This window comes from Actinoallomurus soli (assembly GCF_024055715.1).
Lineage (GTDB): Bacteria > Actinomycetota > Actinomycetes > Streptosporangiales > Streptosporangiaceae > Actinoallomurus > Actinoallomurus soli.
In genome coordinates, this window is sequence record NZ_JAMXMV010000001.1 from 542,883 (window position 1) to 558,257 (window position 15,375).

The 15,375-nt window shown below is 73.8% G+C and carries 19 protein-coding genes; 15 read left to right on the forward strand and 4 right to left on the reverse strand.

What is annotated here, in order from left to right:
* Positions 1-132 precede the first annotated feature (132 nt).
* Positions 133-1,068 (forward strand): RNA polymerase sigma-70 factor, encoded by a 936-nt coding sequence (locus NDW01_RS02555; protein WP_406567676.1) that lies wholly within the window; start codon positions 133-135, stop codon positions 1,066-1,068.
* A gap of 30 nt (positions 1,069-1,098) precedes the next feature.
* Here NDW01_RS02555 and NDW01_RS02560 read toward each other — a convergent pair whose 3' ends face one another.
* The gene (locus NDW01_RS02560; protein WP_252816141.1) at positions 1,099-2,493 is read right to left on the reverse strand and encodes an FAD-binding oxidoreductase; all 1,395 of its coding nucleotides are present in this window, start codon (positions 2,491-2,493) and stop codon (positions 1,099-1,101) included.
* A 220-nt stretch (positions 2,494-2,713) separates the two neighbouring features.
* Here NDW01_RS02560 and NDW01_RS02565 point away from each other — a divergent pair, with 220 nt between their 5' ends.
* The 3 genes from NDW01_RS02565 to NDW01_RS02575 all read left to right on the forward strand — a co-directional run bounded on the left by NDW01_RS02565 (position 2,714) and on the right by NDW01_RS02575 (position 5,490).
* Positions 2,714-4,102 (forward strand): sensor histidine kinase, encoded by a 1,389-nt coding sequence (locus NDW01_RS02565; RefSeq protein WP_252816143.1) that lies wholly within the window; start codon positions 2,714-2,716, stop codon positions 4,100-4,102.
* Positions 4,099-4,788: a response regulator gene (locus NDW01_RS02570; RefSeq protein ID WP_252816145.1), complete on the forward strand. Its 690-nt coding sequence runs from the start codon at positions 4,099-4,101 to the stop codon at positions 4,786-4,788. The genes NDW01_RS02565 and NDW01_RS02570 overlap by 4 nt, the downstream gene beginning before the upstream one ends.
* Positions 4,789-4,854: 66 nt before the next feature.
* Positions 4,855-5,490 carry a GOLPH3/VPS74 family protein gene (locus tag NDW01_RS02575; RefSeq protein ID WP_252816147.1) on the forward strand — a complete coding sequence of 212 codons (636 nt, stop codon included), beginning with the start codon at positions 4,855-4,857 and terminating at the stop codon, positions 5,488-5,490.
* Between the two features lie 176 nt (positions 5,491-5,666).
* Here NDW01_RS02575 and NDW01_RS02580 read toward each other — a convergent pair whose 3' ends face one another.
* A complete protein-coding gene (locus NDW01_RS02580; protein WP_252816149.1) occupies positions 5,667-6,353 on the reverse strand; it encodes a DUF6882 domain-containing protein in 687 nt (228 codons plus the stop codon).
* A gap of 102 nt (positions 6,354-6,455) precedes the next feature.
* Here NDW01_RS02580 and NDW01_RS02585 point away from each other — a divergent pair, with 102 nt between their 5' ends.
* The gene (locus tag NDW01_RS02585; RefSeq protein WP_252816152.1) at positions 6,456-7,067 is read left to right on the forward strand and encodes a hypothetical protein; all 612 of its coding nucleotides are present in this window, start codon (positions 6,456-6,458) and stop codon (positions 7,065-7,067) included.
* On the opposite strand, the gene ybaK is transcribed toward NDW01_RS02585, so the two are convergent.
* Together ybaK and NDW01_RS02595 are read right to left on the reverse strand one after the other, a co-directional pair.
* On the reverse strand, positions 6,951-7,448 hold the full coding sequence (ybaK, locus tag NDW01_RS02590; RefSeq protein ID WP_252816154.1) for a Cys-tRNA(Pro) deacylase: 498 nt from the start codon (positions 7,446-7,448) through the stop codon (positions 6,951-6,953). The two genes, NDW01_RS02585 and ybaK, sit on opposite strands and share 117 nt — an antisense overlap.
* Before the next feature lie 20 nt (positions 7,449-7,468).
* Positions 7,469-8,131: an LON peptidase substrate-binding domain-containing protein gene (locus NDW01_RS02595; protein WP_252816157.1), complete on the reverse strand. Its 663-nt coding sequence runs from the start codon at positions 8,129-8,131 to the stop codon at positions 7,469-7,471.
* 269 nt (positions 8,132-8,400) lie between these two features.
* On the opposite strand from NDW01_RS02595, the gene NDW01_RS02600 reads away from it, so the two are divergent.
* The 10 genes from NDW01_RS02600 to hisF all read left to right on the forward strand — a co-directional run bounded on the left by NDW01_RS02600 (position 8,401) and on the right by hisF (position 15,300).
* Complete coding sequence (locus NDW01_RS02600) at positions 8,401-8,562, forward strand: hypothetical protein (protein ID WP_252786400.1); 162 nt, start codon at positions 8,401-8,403, stop codon at positions 8,560-8,562.
* A gap of 22 nt (positions 8,563-8,584) precedes the next feature.
* Positions 8,585-9,379: a PhzF family phenazine biosynthesis protein gene (locus tag NDW01_RS02605; protein WP_252816159.1), complete on the forward strand. Its 795-nt coding sequence runs from the start codon at positions 8,585-8,587 to the stop codon at positions 9,377-9,379.
* 84 nt (positions 9,380-9,463) lie between these two features.
* Complete coding sequence (hisD, locus tag NDW01_RS02610) at positions 9,464-10,771, forward strand: histidinol dehydrogenase (protein WP_252816161.1); 1,308 nt, start codon at positions 9,464-9,466, stop codon at positions 10,769-10,771.
* The gene (locus NDW01_RS02615) at positions 10,768-11,841 is read left to right on the forward strand and encodes a histidinol-phosphate transaminase (RefSeq protein ID WP_252816163.1); all 1,074 of its coding nucleotides are present in this window, start codon (positions 10,768-10,770) and stop codon (positions 11,839-11,841) included. Before hisD ends, NDW01_RS02615 begins: the two co-directional genes overlap by 4 nt.
* Before the next feature lie 20 nt (positions 11,842-11,861).
* The gene (gene hisB, locus NDW01_RS02620) at positions 11,862-12,452 is read left to right on the forward strand and encodes an imidazoleglycerol-phosphate dehydratase HisB (RefSeq protein ID WP_252817347.1); all 591 of its coding nucleotides are present in this window, start codon (positions 11,862-11,864) and stop codon (positions 12,450-12,452) included.
* Positions 12,449-13,075 (forward strand): imidazole glycerol phosphate synthase subunit HisH, encoded by a 627-nt coding sequence (gene hisH, locus NDW01_RS02625; protein ID WP_252816171.1) that lies wholly within the window; start codon positions 12,449-12,451, stop codon positions 13,073-13,075. The genes hisB and hisH overlap by 4 nt, the downstream gene beginning before the upstream one ends.
* Positions 13,075-13,407: a hypothetical protein gene (locus NDW01_RS02630; protein WP_252816173.1), complete on the forward strand. Its 333-nt coding sequence runs from the start codon at positions 13,075-13,077 to the stop codon at positions 13,405-13,407. Before hisH ends, NDW01_RS02630 begins: the two co-directional genes overlap by 1 nt.
* 2 nt (positions 13,408-13,409) lie before the next feature.
* Positions 13,410-14,138: a bifunctional 1-(5-phosphoribosyl)-5-((5-phosphoribosylamino)methylideneamino)imidazole-4-carboxamide isomerase/phosphoribosylanthranilate isomerase PriA gene (gene priA, locus NDW01_RS02635; protein WP_406567677.1), complete on the forward strand. Its 729-nt coding sequence runs from the start codon at positions 13,410-13,412 to the stop codon at positions 14,136-14,138.
* Positions 14,135-14,539, forward strand: a complete 405-nt coding sequence (locus NDW01_RS02640; RefSeq protein ID WP_252816175.1) for a RidA family protein — start codon at positions 14,135-14,137, stop codon at positions 14,537-14,539. Before priA ends, NDW01_RS02640 begins: the two co-directional genes overlap by 4 nt.
* A complete protein-coding gene (hisF, locus tag NDW01_RS02645) occupies positions 14,536-15,300 on the forward strand; it encodes an imidazole glycerol phosphate synthase subunit HisF (RefSeq protein ID WP_252816177.1) in 765 nt (254 codons plus the stop codon). The genes NDW01_RS02640 and hisF overlap by 4 nt, the downstream gene beginning before the upstream one ends.
* Positions 15,301-15,375: the final 75 nt, after the last annotated feature.

The window sequence follows — 15,375 nt, forward strand, 5'->3', positions numbered from 1 at the left end:
TGCCGGCATCCCTGGCCCTGTGACAGCACGGCCGTGTGACCTACGCCACCGCGCGCGGGTGTCACACGGCGGCGGGGAGCGGCGTCTTGTGCGCGTGTCACGACCGAGGGCGAACAGGCGGAGGAGCCGGCGATGAGCGAACGCGGAGAGCCGACCGTGGACAGGGCCGGACCACACGCTGATGGCGGCAGGATGGATCCCGCCACCGAGGCGTTCGTGGCCCACCGCAACCTGCTGTTCACCGTCGCCTACGAGATGCTCGGTTCGGCCGCCGACGCCGAAGACGTCCTGCAGGAGACCTGGCTGCGGTGGACCGGCGTCGATCCGGGCACGGTGCGAGAGCCGCGTGCGTACCTCGTCCGGATCACCACCCGGCAGGCACTGAGCCGGCTGCGTACGCTCGGCCGCCGCAAGGAGTCCTACGTCGGCCCGTGGCTGCCCGAGCCGCTGTTGACCACGCCCGATGTGGCCGACGACGTCGGGCTGGCCGACAGCGTCTCGATGGCCATGCTGCTGGTGATGGAGACGCTCACGCCGACCGAGCGTGCGGTGTTCGTCCTGCGGGAGGTGTTCGACCTGGCCTACGACGAGATCGCCCAAGCCGTCGACAAGAGCCCCGCCGCGGTTCGCCAGATCGCCCACCGGGCACGGTCCCATGTCGCCGCGCGCCGGCCACGCGGGGTCGTTTCGGCGACCGAGACCCGCGGCGCGCTCGAGGCGTTCCAGCGGGCGGTCGCAACGGGCGATCTGCAGAGCCTGCTCGACGTCCTCGCGCCGGACGTCGTCTTCCTGGGCGACGGCGGCGGCATCAAGGAGGCCGCCCCGGCGCCGATCACGGGGGCCGACCGGGTGGCCCCCCTGGTCACCGGCCTGCGCAGGTTCGGTGCCTCGGCATCGCTGCGGCCGGCCCACGTCAATGGCCATCCCGCGCTGATCCTCCGGCTCGACGGCGAGATCGACACCGTCATCGCGGTGCGCATCGACGGCGGCCTCATCACCGGCCTCTACGCCGTGCGCAACCCCGAGAAGCTGTCACGGGTCGAGCGAGAGACCACCCTGCGCCGCTGAGCCGGCCCTCTCCTCCCGCCGCTTCGGAACCTACGACAGCGGCGGGATGTGGTGGCCCGGGCGGAACACGTCGTCGGCGTCCCAGGTCTTCTTGACCCGGGCCAGGCGCGCGTGGTCCTCCGGCGTGTACGCCGTCGCGGTCCGGGCCGGATCGGTCAGGAAGTTCAGGAACGACCCGCCGGTCGCGTGCGGCCGAAGACGGCGGGCGAGCGCGTCGACGCCCGCGTCCACGCGGGCCCGCACGCCCGGGTCGCGGTGCCCGGACCCGTAGGGCGCGGTCGCGATCACCGAGAACGGCACGTCGCGGTGGCCCACCGGCCCGGCGTCCGGGGCGGGCCGCGCCATCGCCCCGCCCCAGTGCCGGACCTCGACCGCCGGTCCCGGCGGGCCGCCGAACGCCGCGTCCGGCAGCGCCCCGAGCACCGCGTCCGGCAGGTCCCGGAACAGGTCGATGCGCTGGCGGACCGCCATCGGAGGCCCCGACGGCCCGGCGATCGCCGTGCCCGCCTCCGCGAAGGTCATCGCGCGGAACCCGTCCACCAGCGGCGTGCCCGCGGCCTCCAGCAGCGGCTCCAGCCGGCGCTCGGCCTCCTCGTACCCGCCCAGGTGGAAGACCCGGACGCCGAGGACCGGCCGGCCGCGCACCGGCTCGGGAACGCCCGGAACGTCCGGCATCCGCATCAGCATGACGGCCGTGTTCAGCTCGTCCGGCTCCCCGGCCGCCCACTCCCGGTACCGGGCGAGCGTCCCGGCCGCACGGCCGGCGTCGTACAGGGACACGCCCGCGTAGACCCGGCCGACGGTGTGCAGCCGCACCTCCAGGGCGGTCACCACGCCGAAGTTGCCGCCTCCGCCGCGCAGCGCCCAGAACAGGTCGGCGTGGTGGCCGGCGTCCGCGGTCACGTGCTCGCCGTCGGCGGTCACCAGGTCCGCCCTCAACAGGGAGTCGGCGGCGTACCCGTACTTGCGGGACAGCCATCCGGTGCCGCCGCCCAGGGTGTAGCCGGTCACGCCGACGAACGGCGTGCCCGACAGCGGCGCCAGGCCGTACGGCGCGGCCGCGGCGATCACGTCGGACCAGCGCGCGCCGGGCCCGACCCGGGCGACGCGCCGGTAGGGGTCGACCCGCACGCCCGCCATCCGGCCCGTCGTGAGCAGCAGGCCGCCGGCGGGCACGTACGTGCCGTGCCCCGTCGCCTGGACGGTGAGCGGCAGCCCGCCGTCGCGCGCGGCGAGGACCGCGGCCCGTACGTCACCGGGCCCGGTCGCCTCGGCGACGACCAGCGGACGGTGGTCGATCAGGAGGTTCCAGCCCGACCGGATCGTGTCGTACGCGGCGTCGCCGGGCAGGTGCACCGGCCCGGCGAAGGTGTCGCGCAGCGTGCGCGCGACGCCCTCCGGGCCGACGGTCGTCACTTGGGTCATCGGGTTCCGCTCCCCGTGAGTGCCGGCCGTCACCGGTGTGACGGCTCCTTCCGGACGTCCCGATGCTCGCCGTCCGGCCCCTCCGGCGTCATCGGCCGGGGGGCGGCAGTCGCGCTGCCGCGTTCGGCGCAGCGGAGGCCGGTGTACTCCGGTGGGAGTAGTACGCGGCTCCTTTTCCGGGAGGAGCCGAAGGGGGCGGGCGGCGGTTTACGCTGCCCGAATGGGGATCCAGCACCGGCTTCGCCCACCCGTGTCCGACCTGATCATCTCGGTGGCCGTCGCCGCCGTGGCGTTGATCGGCGCGGCCATCGCGCCGCCCGGGCGGACCGGACTGGACGCCTTCGGCTACCTGCTGCTGCTGGCCGGCTCCGCCGCGCTCCTCGTACGCCGCCGCGCCCCGGTCCCCGTCCTTCTGGTCACGACGGCCTGCGTCATCGCCTACCTCGTACGCGGCTACCCCGGCGTGGCCGCCGCCGAGCCGGTGATGGTCGCGCTGTTCACCGCGATGCGCGCCGGGCGCCGGGTCGTCGTGCTCGTGCCCAAGGCCGCCCTCGTCGTCGTGGTGATCACGGATCTGACCCTGCATCACGGGGAGCCGGTCCGTCAGGTGCTGCAGGACCGATTCCTGCTGGCCGGGTGGCTGGTGGCCAGCGCCATGATGGGCGGCGCGTTCCGGCAGTGGGACGCCTACGTCCACGAGGCACGGGAGCGGGCGGCCGAGGCCGAGCGCACCCGTGAGGAGATGGCGCTGCGCCGCGCCGGCGAGGAACGCCTGCGGATCGCCCGCGAGCTGCACGACTCGCTGACCCACAGCATCTCCATCGTCAAGGTCCAGGCGGGCGTGGCGATCCACCTCGCCCGCAAGCGCGGCGAGCCGGTGCCCGAGGCGCTGCTGGCCATCCAGGAGGCCAGCGCCGAGGCGATGCGGGAGCTGCGCGCCACGCTCGAGGTGCTGCGGGACGGCGAGCCCACCGGCAACGGCCTCGACCGGCTGCCGGACCTGGTGCGCCGGGCCCGGTCCGCGGGGCTGCCGGCCGATGTCACGGTCACCGGCCGGCCTCGCGACCTGCCGGTGGCGGTCGACCGCGCGGCGTACCGGATCGTCCAGGAGGCGCTGACCAACGTCGCCCGGCACGCGGGCCCGGCCGCCGCCTCCGTCCACATCCGGTACGGCGACGACACGCTCACCGTACGGGTCGACGACGACGGCTGCGCCACGCCGGGAACCCCGCACGAGCCCGGCGTGGGCCTGACCGGGATGCGCGAGCGCGTCACGGCGCTCGGCGGCCGGCTGCGCGCCGAACCCCGCGCCGGGGGAGGTTTCACCGTCCACGCCGACCTCCCGACCGCCGGTGAGCCGCGGGCGGACGGCCATCCGCTCCCCGCCCTGGACGGCGGGGGCGGCGGCCCCGTCACGCCCGGCCGGCCCCGCGCCGCCCACCTCGCCGCCGACCGCGATCCCGCCCGCGACGCCGCCTTCGACGAGATCGCGCCGAGTCGTGCCGGCGACGACGCCGCCCTCGACGACGCCGCCCTCGACGACGCCGCCCTCGACGGCGTCGCGCCGGGGCGGGGCGACGCCGTCCGCGACGAGGAGGCGGCGCTGTGATCCGCGTCCTGCTCGCCGACGACCAGGCGCTGATCCGCGCCGGGTTCCGCGCGCTGCTGCAGGCGGAGGACGACCTCGAGGTGGTCGCCGAGGCCGCCGACGGGCGGGAGGCCGTCGCGCTCGCCGCCGCGCACCTGCCCGACGTCGCCCTCGTCGACGTGCAGATGCCCGTCCTCAATGGCATCGACGCGACCCGCCGGATCACCGCCGACGAGCGGATGTCCGGCGTCCACGTCGTCATGCTGACCAACTACGGGCTCGACGAGTACGTCTTCGAGGCGCTCCGCGCGGGGGCGAGCGGCTTCCTCGTGAAGGACACCGAACCCGCCGACCTGCTGCACGGCGTCCGCGTCGCCGCCCGGGGCGACGCGCTGCTCGCCCCGGCGATCACCCGGCGGCTGATCAGGGAGTTCGTCTCCCGCCGCCCGCGCGCCTCCCCGGACGCGCTCGACGTCCTCACCAACCGGGAGCGCGAGGTGACCGCACTGGTCGCCCGCGGGATGTCGAACGAGGAGATCGCCGCGCACATGGTGATCAGCCCGACGACGGCCAAGACCCACGTCAGCCGGGCGATGACCAAGCTGCGCACCCGCGACCGCGCCCAGTTGGTCGTCCTGGCCTACGAGTCGGGGCTCGTCCGGGCCGGCGACGCCTCCGCCGCGCCGTGGGACTCCGACCGCGGGTAATGGCCGGTTAAAATGCTTTGCCCAGTGTTAACCGAGACTTCGTACGAGCCGCTTACAGTGCGAAACGTGCCTGAGACGCTGGCCGAGGAGCTGCTGCTCCTCGCCTATGACCTGCGCGGTAAGTCCCGTATCGGCCCGGTCGAGCTCGACTGCGGGGTCGGCGGCGCGATGCTGTCGGAGCTGAGGCTCGCCGGCCGGCTCGGCCTCGACGGCACGGTGCTGGCCGTCGCCGACACCGAGCCCGTCGGCGATCCGGTCCTCGACGGACTCCTCGCCGACATCGCGGCCTCGCCTCGCGGCCGGACACCCCAGGAATGGGTGACCCGGCTGCGTGCGACCGACCACCAGCAGCGGCTGCTGGCGCGCCTGGCCGACCACGGTCAGGTGGCCGTCGACCGTCACCGCCTCCACCGGACGCTCGGCGTCTTCGTCGAGACCCGGCATCCCGTCCGCGACATCGTGGGACTGTGGGAGGCACAGCAGCGCGTCGTCGCGGCCGTCACGACGGACGCGCCCGCCGACGCCCGTACCCTCGCCCTCGGCGCGCTCGTCGCGGCCGCCGGGCTGAGCAAGGCGGTGTTCGCCACGTCGGGGAACTGGCGTGCGCTCCGCGACCGGATGCGCACGATGACCGAGGACGACTGGGTCGCCGACGCCGTACGCCGGGCCCTCGCCGTGGAGCTCGGGAGCGTCCCGGTCTGAGCACCGGCCGGGGACCGGCGGGCCGGAGGTTCGCGGCGCTGCGGCCGGCGACCGCCTGGAGCCGGCGGCCGGAAGTGGCCGCCCGGGGGCCGGCGGTCCGGGACGGCGTGCCCAGGCGGCGTGCGGCTGGAAACGGCGTGCCCCGGGGAACGGCGGCCGGGAGCGGCCACCGGTGGTCAGCGGCCGGAAACGGTCATCGACAGGTCGGCCAGCCGGTCCCGGTCGTCGAACCGCGCGACGCAGGAGCCGCCGTCCGGCAGGTTCGCGACGATCGACGTCTCGGTCTGCCGGTACGGCAGCCGGTGGTGGCTGAAGAACCGCATCACGGTCAGCCGGTGGTCGGCCGGGAAGAGGGAGAGACCGCCGGTGATCAAGCGGGGCGCCGTGACGGAGTCCCACCCGCCGTTCGGCACGGCCGGGTCGCGGACGGCGAAGTAGGCGATACCGCCGTCGTAACGGCCGGGGATCGTTCCGCTGAGGCCGAGGAGGCCGTTCGTGACCAGGGCGACCAGTTCGCCGCCGTTACGGGCCGGTCCGTCGTACCAGGCCAGGTCCAGCTCGGGCGTCGTCATCTCGGGCACGCCGAGCCGGGAGCCCATGGGACGGGGATTCAGCACGGCGGGATGCTCGGGGCCGAACTGCGGGTTGGCCCAGCCCCACAGCCAGCTGCGGTCGCTCTCGGCGAAGCTCCCGATCAGGGCGACGTGCAACGTGACGTCGCCCTGGGTGTACGTGCCGGCCGTCAGATCGGTGGTCCAGTCGGCGCCGGCCGGCAGGACTTCCGTCAGAACCTCCTGCTGCTGGGCGGCGACCGCCGCGTACGCGGCTCCAAGCCGATCGAACGCCGGGCTGAATCCAGACATGCCGGGCACACTATCTCAGAAGATCGACGTAGCGGAGCAGGCCAGGAGGCGTCCAGGTTAAGGCGCTACGCTGCCTTGTTCACCGACGCCGGGGGAGGGCGAGTGGCAAGCCGGATACGCATCGGACTGCTGGCGGCGCTTGCGATCACGGTGCTGGGAGTGCCCATCGGGCTGTTGTGGGTCGCGATCGCGCCCCGGACGGCCTACCAGGTCTCGGGCGGCAAGGGTCTCCTGGCCGATCCGGAGACCCAGACGCTGATCGCGGCGGACGGCTGGTTCGCCGTGCTGACCGTCGCCGCCGGTCTGCTCTGCGGCCTCGCCGCCTACGTGCTCGCGGGGCGGCTGGGAGAGCAGGGCCTGCTCGTGGGGATCGCGGCGGGCGGTGTCGCCGCCGCGGTCGTCGCCTGGCGGCTGGGCCACCTCATCGGCGGAAGCGGCTACCGGCACGCGCTGCGCACGGCGGGCGACGGGACGCTGGTCCACGCGCCGCTCGGCCTGCACGCCTACGGCGTGGTCCTCGCCTGGCCGCTGACGGCGGTGGTGGTGTTCGGCCTGCTGGAGGCCCTGGACGTGGCGAACCGTGAGTCGCGGGGGAAGCTAGCGGCGGGCGATGCCGGCGGTGGACGCCCGGGTCAGGCGGACGAGGTCGGCGGGGGAGAGCTCGATCTGGAGGCCGCGCCGACCGGCCGAGACGTAGATCGTCGGGAACCCTGACGCGGAGGCGTCGACGACCGTCGGCAGTGTCTTGCGCTGCCCGAGCGGGCTGATGCCGCCACGGACGTACCCGGTGACGCGCTCGGCGTGCGCCGGGTCGGCCATGGCGGCGCGCTTGCCGCCGGCCGCGGCGGCCAGGGCCTTGAGGTCGAGCGAGGACGACACGGGCACGACCGCGACGGTGAGGTCGCCGTCCACCTCGGCCACCAGGGTCTTGAACAGCCGGTCGTGAGGCACGCCGAGGGCGTCGGCGGCGGCCTCGCCGTAGGAGTCCGCGTCCGGATCGACCTCGTACGGGTGCAGTGTGAACGGGATTCCGGCCCGGGTCGCCGACACGGTGGCGGGCGTGCCCTTGCCGCCCGATCGCCGGTTTGATGCCACAGGTGTCTCTCTTCCAGGGATCAGTTGGGGCTGACGGTGCCGCCGAGGAACTCCGACGCCGGCACGGTGGGGAGCGCCTCCAGCAGGACGTTCTCCCGGCGCAGCAGGTCGTACTCCAGGTGCAGCCGGGTCGCGGCGTCCTCGGCCTGCAGGAGCCGCTGCTTGTCGTGGCGGTCCAGGACCATCGAGGCGGCGACCACATAGGACAGTTGGATCGGCTCCGCCGGGAGCTCCTCCATCTCGGTCACCTCGGCGCCGTGCTCGGACAGCCGGTCGCAGTAGCGGTGGAAGAGCCGGGTCACCGGCTCGGCGATCTTGCCGGCGTCCGGGCCGTCCTCCTCGGGCAGCATCGTCACGTCGGCGCGGAGGTAGCTCAGGGAGTCGTCGATGTCCTCGATCCGGAACCGGGCGCCGCCGCTCGTGACCACGTCGTAGCGGCCGTCGTCGTGCCGTTGGATCCCGCGGAGCTCCGCGGTGCAGCCGACCGCGGCGAGCCGGCGGGCGGCGCCGGGGCCGACCTCGTGCCCCAGCTCGATGGAGACGACGCCGAACCGGAACGGCTCTTCGCCTTCCAGGAGATCGCGCATGAGGTCGCGGTACCGCTCCTCGAAGATCTGGAGGGGCAGCACCAGCCCCGGGAACAGCACGGCTCCCAGCGGAAAGATCGGTAGCCGTTCGGTCACGGCGTTCAGCGTACGACCTCGGGGCGGTCGCCGTCGCCTGCGTTTTCGTGATCTACACCGTAAAGGCGGTCGGCGCGGACGATCAGGGACCAGTGCGGAGGTCACCGACCGGACGGTGTGACCGTAGTCACCTTGGGCTAGATCGCGTCAACCGGCACACACCACCACGAGCTGCGGAGTTACGGTCGGACGACCGCGCGGCCCCGCCGCCGCGGTACGGCGGTACCTCCCGCCGGCTTGGTCGCCCGGAGGCCCGTATGTGGCTGAACATGCTTTTCCTGACCATCGCCAGCCTGTGCGTCGGATTCATCCTCGGCTGGATCGTCGCCCGCCCCCGCCGCTGGGGCGGCTTTCCCACCGGCGGCCCGGCCGCCGCCGAGGGGCAGGAGAACTCCGAGCAGTTCACCGGGGGCACGCGGCCGGGTGCGTGACACCGGAATCTAAGGTGTCCGCATGCGCGTGTACGTCGTCGACGCCTTCACCGACCGGCCGTTCGCGGGAAACCCGGCGGGGGTCTGCCCGCTGACCGGCCCGGCGGACGCCGGCTGGATGCAGCGCGTCGCGGCGGAGCTCAACCTGTCCGAGACGGCGTTCCCGCGCCCGATCGAGGACCCGGAGGCGGACTACGAGCTGCGGTGGTTCACGCCCGCCGTCGAGGTCGCGCTCTGCGGGCACGCCACGCTCGGCGCCGCGCACGTGCTGTACGAGACCGGGGCCGTCCCCGGCGACCGGCCGATCCGCTTCCGGACCCTGCACAGCGGCGTGCTGACCGTGCAGCGGGAGGGCGACCTGCTCGCCATGGACTTCCCCGCCGTCCCACCGGAGAGGATCGACCCGCCCGCGGGCCTGGCCGAGGCCCTCGCCGCCGAGCCCCTCTGGACCGGGCGCAACGCCCAGAGCGATCTTCTGGTCCTCCTGCCGGACGCCGCGACCGTGCGCTCACTGCGGCCCGACCGGCACGCGCTCGGCCGGATCGACGCGCGCGGGATCTGCGTCACCGCGCCCGGCGAGGACCACGACTTCGTGTCCCGCTTCTTCGCGCCGAGGGTCGGGGTCCCCGAGGACCCGGTGACGGGGTCGGCGCACTGCATGCTGGGGCCGTACTGGGCCCAGCGCCTGGGCCGCGCGGACCTGCTGGCCCACCAGGCGTCGGCGCGCGGGGGAGACGTCCGCGTGTCGGTCCGCGACGACCGCGTCATCCTCCGCGGCGCCGCCGTCACCGTGATCGAAGGCGATCTCCGCGCCTGACCACCGGCCGTCGCTCCGGTCTCTGGTGTCTCGTTCCGTGAGACGGGCGTCCGGGCGGGTGACGCGTCTTCGTAGACTGATCAGGTGATATCCCGTATCGACCTGCGCGGGTCCCTTCCCGACGACCTGCGCTCCGTGCTGCCGAGAGCCGAACTCGACGTCGAGGCCGCCCTGGAGAAGGTGCGGCCCATCTGCGATGACGTACGCCATCGCGGAGCCGAGGCCGTACGGGACTACACCGCGCGCTTCGACGGAGTGACGATCGAGTCGCTGCGGGTGCCCCAGGAGGCCATCGGCCGTGCCCTGGAGGAGCTCGACCCCGCCGTCCGCGACGCGCTGGAGGAGTGCATCCGCCGCACCCGCGTCGTCCACCGCGCGCAGCGGCGCACCGACGTGACCACGCAGGTGGTGCCGGGCGGCACCGTCACCGAGCGCTGGGTCCCGGTGGAGCGGGTGGGGCTCTACGTCCCCGGCGGTCAGGCCGTCTATCCCTCCAGCGTCGTCATGAACGTCGTGCCCGCGCAGGAGGCGGGGGTCGAGTCCCTCGCCGTGACCTCGCCGGCGCAGCAGGAGTTCGGCGGCCTGCCGCACCCGACGATCCTCGCCACGTGCGCCCTGCTCGGCGTCGACGAGGTGTACGCCGCGGGTGGCGCGCAGGCGATCGCGATGTTCGCCTACGGCACCGAGGAGTGCCGGCGCGTCGACATGGTCACCGGGCCCGGCAACATCTGGGTCGCGGCGGCCAAGCGGCTGCTCAAGGGCGTCATCGGCATCGACTCCGAGGCCGGCCCGACCGAGGTCGCGGTGCTGGCCGACGCCACCGCCGACCCGGTGCACGTCGCCGCCGACCTGATCAGCCAGGCCGAGCACGACACGCTCGCCGCCGCCGTCCTGGTCACCGACTCCGAGGAGCTCGCCGCCGCGGTCGAGCGCGAGCTGGCGGAGCAGGTCACGCGCACGAAGCACACCGAGCGGATCACCGCGGCCCTGGCCGGCCGCCAGTCCGGGATCGTGCTCGTCGACGACGTCGACGCCGGGCTGAAGGTCGTCGACGCGTACGCCGCCGAGCACCTGGAGATCCAGACCGCCGACGCCCGTACGGTCGCGAGCCGGGTGCGCAACGCCGGCGCGGTCTTCGTCGGGCCGCACGCCCCGGTGTCGCTCGGCGACTACATGGCCGGCTCGAACCACGTCCTGCCCACGGGCGGGTGCGCCTGTCACTCCAGCGGCCTGTCGGTGCAGACCTTCCTGCGCGGCATCCACGTCGTCGACTACTACGAGCAGGCCCTTGCGGACGTGACCGGCCGGGTCGTGACGCTCGCCGAGGCCGAGGACCTGCCCGCCCACGGCGCCGCCATGAAGGCGCGGTTCGATTGGGGTATCCCCGAGTGACCTCCTTGAGCGATCTCCCGATCCGCGACGACCTGCGGGGGCGGGAGCCGTACGGCGCGCCGCAGCTGGACGTGCCGGTGCGGCTCAACACCAACGAGAACCCCTACCCGCCGTCGCCGCGGCTGGTCGAGGCGCTCGGCCGCGCGGTCGCCGACGTCGCCGGCGGTCTGAACCGCTACCCCGACCGCGACGCCGTCGAGCTGCGCAAGGACCTCGCCGACTACCTCGGCCACGGCGTCACGGCCCGGCAGGTGTGGGCGGCCAACGGCTCGAACGAGATCATCCAGCAGATCCTGCAGGCGTTCGGCGGCCCGGGCCGCAGCGCGCTGGGCTTCGAGCCGTCGTACTCCATGCATCCGATCATCACGCGGGTCAGCGGCACGAAGTGGATCGACGCGTTCCGTGACGAGGACTTCGGGCTGGAGGCCGAGCGCGCGGTCGCGGCGATCGAGGAGCACCGTCCCGACATCGTGTTCCTGACCTCGCCGAACAACCCGACCGGCACCTCCCTGCCGCTGGAGGCGATCGAGGCGGTCCTGGCCGTGGCGCCGGGCATGGTCGTGGTCGACGAGGCGTACGCCGAGTTCCGCCGGGAGGGCACGCCGAGCGCGCTGTCGCTGCTGCCAGGCAACCCCCGGCTGATCGTCACCCGGACGATGAGCAAGGCGTTCGCGATGGCGGGCACCCGGGTCGGCTACCTCGCCGCGGACCCCGCCGTGATCGACGCGCTGCTGCTCGTGCGCCTGCCGTACCACCTGTCGGCGGTGACGCAGGCGGTGGCGCGCACGGCCATCGCCCATCAGGACGAGCTGCTGGGCGCCGTGGAGGCGTTGCGCGCGGAGCGCGACGCCCTGGTCGGCTGGCTGCGCGGGGAGGGCTTCGAGGTCGCCGACTCGGACGCGAACTTCGTGCTGTTCGGGCGGTTCCCCGACCGGCGCGCCGTCTGGCAGGGCGTCCTGGACCGCGGCGTGCTGATCCGCGAGGTCGGCCCGCCGGAGTGGCTGCGGGTCAGCGTCGGCACGCCCGAGGAGATGGCGGCCTTCCGCGCCGCCCTGAAGGAGAGCGTGTGACTACCGGAGGAGAGCAGCGGATGCGCACCGGACGCGTCGAGCGGGGCACCAAGGAGACCCAGGTCGTCGTCGAGATCGACCTGGACGGCACCGGGCGCGTGGACGTCGCCACCGGCGTCGGCTTCTTCGACCACATGCTGACGCAGCTGGGCAAGCACGGGTCGTTCGACCTGACCGTGAAGACCTCCGGCGACCTGCACATCGACAGCCACCACACGATCGAGGACACCGCGATCGCGCTCGGCCGGGCGTTCCGCGAGGCTCTGGGCGACAAGTCCGGCATCCGGCGGTTCGCCGATGCGAGTGTGCCGCTCGACGAGACGCTCGCCCAGGTGACGGTCGACCTGTCCGGCCGGCCGTACCTCGTGCACACCGAGCCGGAGGGCATCGCCCCGATGATCGGCCCGGACTACGACACGACGATGACCCGGCACATCTTCGAGGCGTTCGTGTTCAACGCCGCGATCTGCCTGCACGTCCACGTCCCGTACGGGCGCAACGCCCACCACATCGTCGAGGCGCAGTTCAAGGCGCTGGCGCGGGCGCTGCGCGACGCCGTCGCCCACGACCCGCGCGCGCACGGCATCCCCTCGACGAAGGGCGCGTTGTGAAGAACGTCGTCGTCCTCGACTACGGATCGGGCAACCTCCGCTCCGCGGAGCGGGCCGTCGCCCGGGCCGGGGCGGACGTCACGGTCACCGCGGACTTCGACGCGGCGCTGAACGCCGACGGCCTGGTGGTGCCGGGCGTCGGCGCCTTCGCGGCCTGCATGAACGGCCTGCGCGGCGTCCGCGGTGAGCAGATCATCGGCCGCCGGCTCGCCGGCGGCCGCCCGGTGCTCGGCATCTGCGTCGGCATGCAGATCCTGTTCGAGAAGGGCGTCGAGCACGGCATCACCACCGACGGCTGCGCCGAGTGGCCGGGCACGGTGGAGCGGCTCGACGCGCCGATCCTGCCGCACATGGGCTGGAACACCGTCCAGGCGCCCGAGGGGACGGTGCTGTTCGCGGGCCTGGACGCCGGCACGCGGTTCTACTTCGTGCACTCGTACGGCGTGCGCCGCTGGGACATGCCGCCCGGCCGGTTCACCCCGCCGCTGGTGACCTGGAGCGAGCACGGCGAGCCCTTCGTCGCGGCGGTGGAGAACGGCCCGCTGAGCGCCACGCAGTTCCACCCGGAGAAGTCCGGCGACGCCGGCGCCGCCGTCCTGAAGAACTGGCTGTCGACGCTCTGATGAGCAAGGAACGGCAGCGGCGGCGGGCGGAGCGCGAGGCCGCGCGTGAGCGCGCCGCCGCCGAGGCCGCCCGACGGAACGCCCGCGCGGCGCGCCGCCGGGCCCGGATCGCCCGGATCACGCGGCTCCTGCCGCGCCGATCGGGGCGGCCCGGCGGGATTCTCGCCCGCCGCCGCCGCGAGCAGAACGCCATCGTCGCGGTGGTCTTCGTCCTCGTCCAGGTGATCGCCTGGATCTCTCTGTCCTCGTGGACCGGACGGCTCGGGGTGCTGGCCCTGTCGGTGTTCCTGGTCCCCGTGTTCGTCACGCTCGCCTTCGACCGGAGGTCCTGACCATGTCCCTAGTCCTGTTGCCCGCCGTCGACGTCGCGGACGGCCAGGCGGTCCGCCTGGTGCAGGGCGAGGCCGGCACCGAGACGTCCTACGGGGAGCCCGTCGAGGCGGCCCTGGCCTGGCAGAGCGCGGGCGCGGAGTGGATCCACCTGGTGGACCTGGACGCCGCCTTCGGCCGGGGCTCCAACCGTGACCTGCTCGCCGCGGTGACCGGCAAGCTGGACGTCAAGGTCGAGCTGTCCGGCGGGATCCGCGACGACGAGTCGCTCGCGGCCGCGCTGGCGACCGGCTGCGCGCGCGTCAACATCGGCACCGCCGCGCTGGAGAACCCCGGCTGGTGCCGGAAGATCATCGCCGAGTACGGCGACAGGATCGCGGTGGGGCTGGACGTGCGCGGCACGACCCTCGCCGCGCGGGGCTGGACCCGCGAGGGCGGTGACCTGTGGGAGGTGCTGGACCGCCTGGAGGCCGACGGCTGCCCGCGCTACGTCGTCACCGACGTGACCAAGGACGGCACCCTGCGGGGTCCCAACACCGACCTGCTCCGCGAGGTCTGCGCGCGTACCGACCGTCCGGTCGTCGCCTCGGGCGGCGTCTCGTCCCTGGACGACCTGCGCGCCCTCGCCGAGCTGGTGCCGGTCGGCGTCGAGGGCGCCATCGTCGGCAAGGCCCTGTACGCCGGGGCGTTCACCCTGGAGGAGGCCCTGGCCACGGTGGGAGCGGGCGCGTGATCAAGCGGATCCCCTCCGGCGGCCCCTGGGAGGACGTCGTCGGATACTGCCGGGCGGTCGTCGCCGGTCCCTGGGTGCTCGTCGCGGGCTGCACCTCCACCGTGGACGGCGAGGTGCGGTACGAGAACGACGCGTACGGCCAGACGAAGACCGCGTTCGGCATCGCCCTGGAGGCGGTGGAGAAGGCCGGTGCTTCGGTGGAGGACGTCGTACGGACGCGCATGTACGTCCGGGACATCGGCGACGCCGACGCCGTGGGGCGGGCGCACCGTGAGCTCTTCGGCGAGGTCCGTCCGGCGACGACGATGATCGAGGTCTCCCGGTTCATCGATCACCGGATGCTGGTGGAGATCGAGGTGGACGCCTACTGCGAGGCGCTCCAGGACGGAGAGAGCGCATGACCGTGGCGGTTCGGGTGATCCCCTGCCTGGACGTCGACGCCGGACGGGTGGTCAAGGGGGTCAACTTCGAGAACCTCCGGGACGCCGGCGACCCGGTCGAACTGGCCCGGCGCTACGACGCCGAGGGCGCCGACGAGCTCACCTTCCTCGACATCACCGCCTCCAGCGCGGGGCGTGACACGACGTACGAGGTCGTCCGCCGTACGGCCGAGCAGGTGTTCATCCCGCTGACGGTCGGCGGCGGCGTCCGTACCGTGGAGGACGTCGACCGGCTGCTGCGGGCCGGAGCGGACAAGGTGTCGATCAACACCGCGGCGATCGCCCGGCCGGAGTTCCTGCGGGAGGCGGCGCACCGGTTCGGCTCGCAGTGCGTCGTGCTGTCGGTGGACGCCCGCCGCACGGAGTCGGGCACGGAGTCCGGCTTCGAGGTCACCACGCACGGGGGGAGGCGCGGCACCGGCCTCGACGCGATCGAGTGGGCGCGGCGCGGCGAGGAGCTGGGCGTCGGGGAGATCCTGCTCAACTCCATGGACGCCGACGGCACGAAGAGCGGCTTCGACCTGGAGATGCTGCGCGCGGTGCGCGCGGTGGTGAGCGTCCCGGTCATCGCGAGCGGGGGAGCGGGCGCGATCGAGCACTTCGCCCCCGCGATCGACGCGGGCGCCGACGCGGTGCTCGCCGCCAGTGTGTTCCACTTCGGCGACCTCAGGATCGGCGACGTCAAGGAGTCCCTGCGCCGGGCCGGCCACCCGGTCCGCTGACCGCCGGCCCTTCTCCGCACCCTCCGGCCGTTCACCGCACCCGTCCATGACGTGTTCCCCGAGCTCACCGGGACG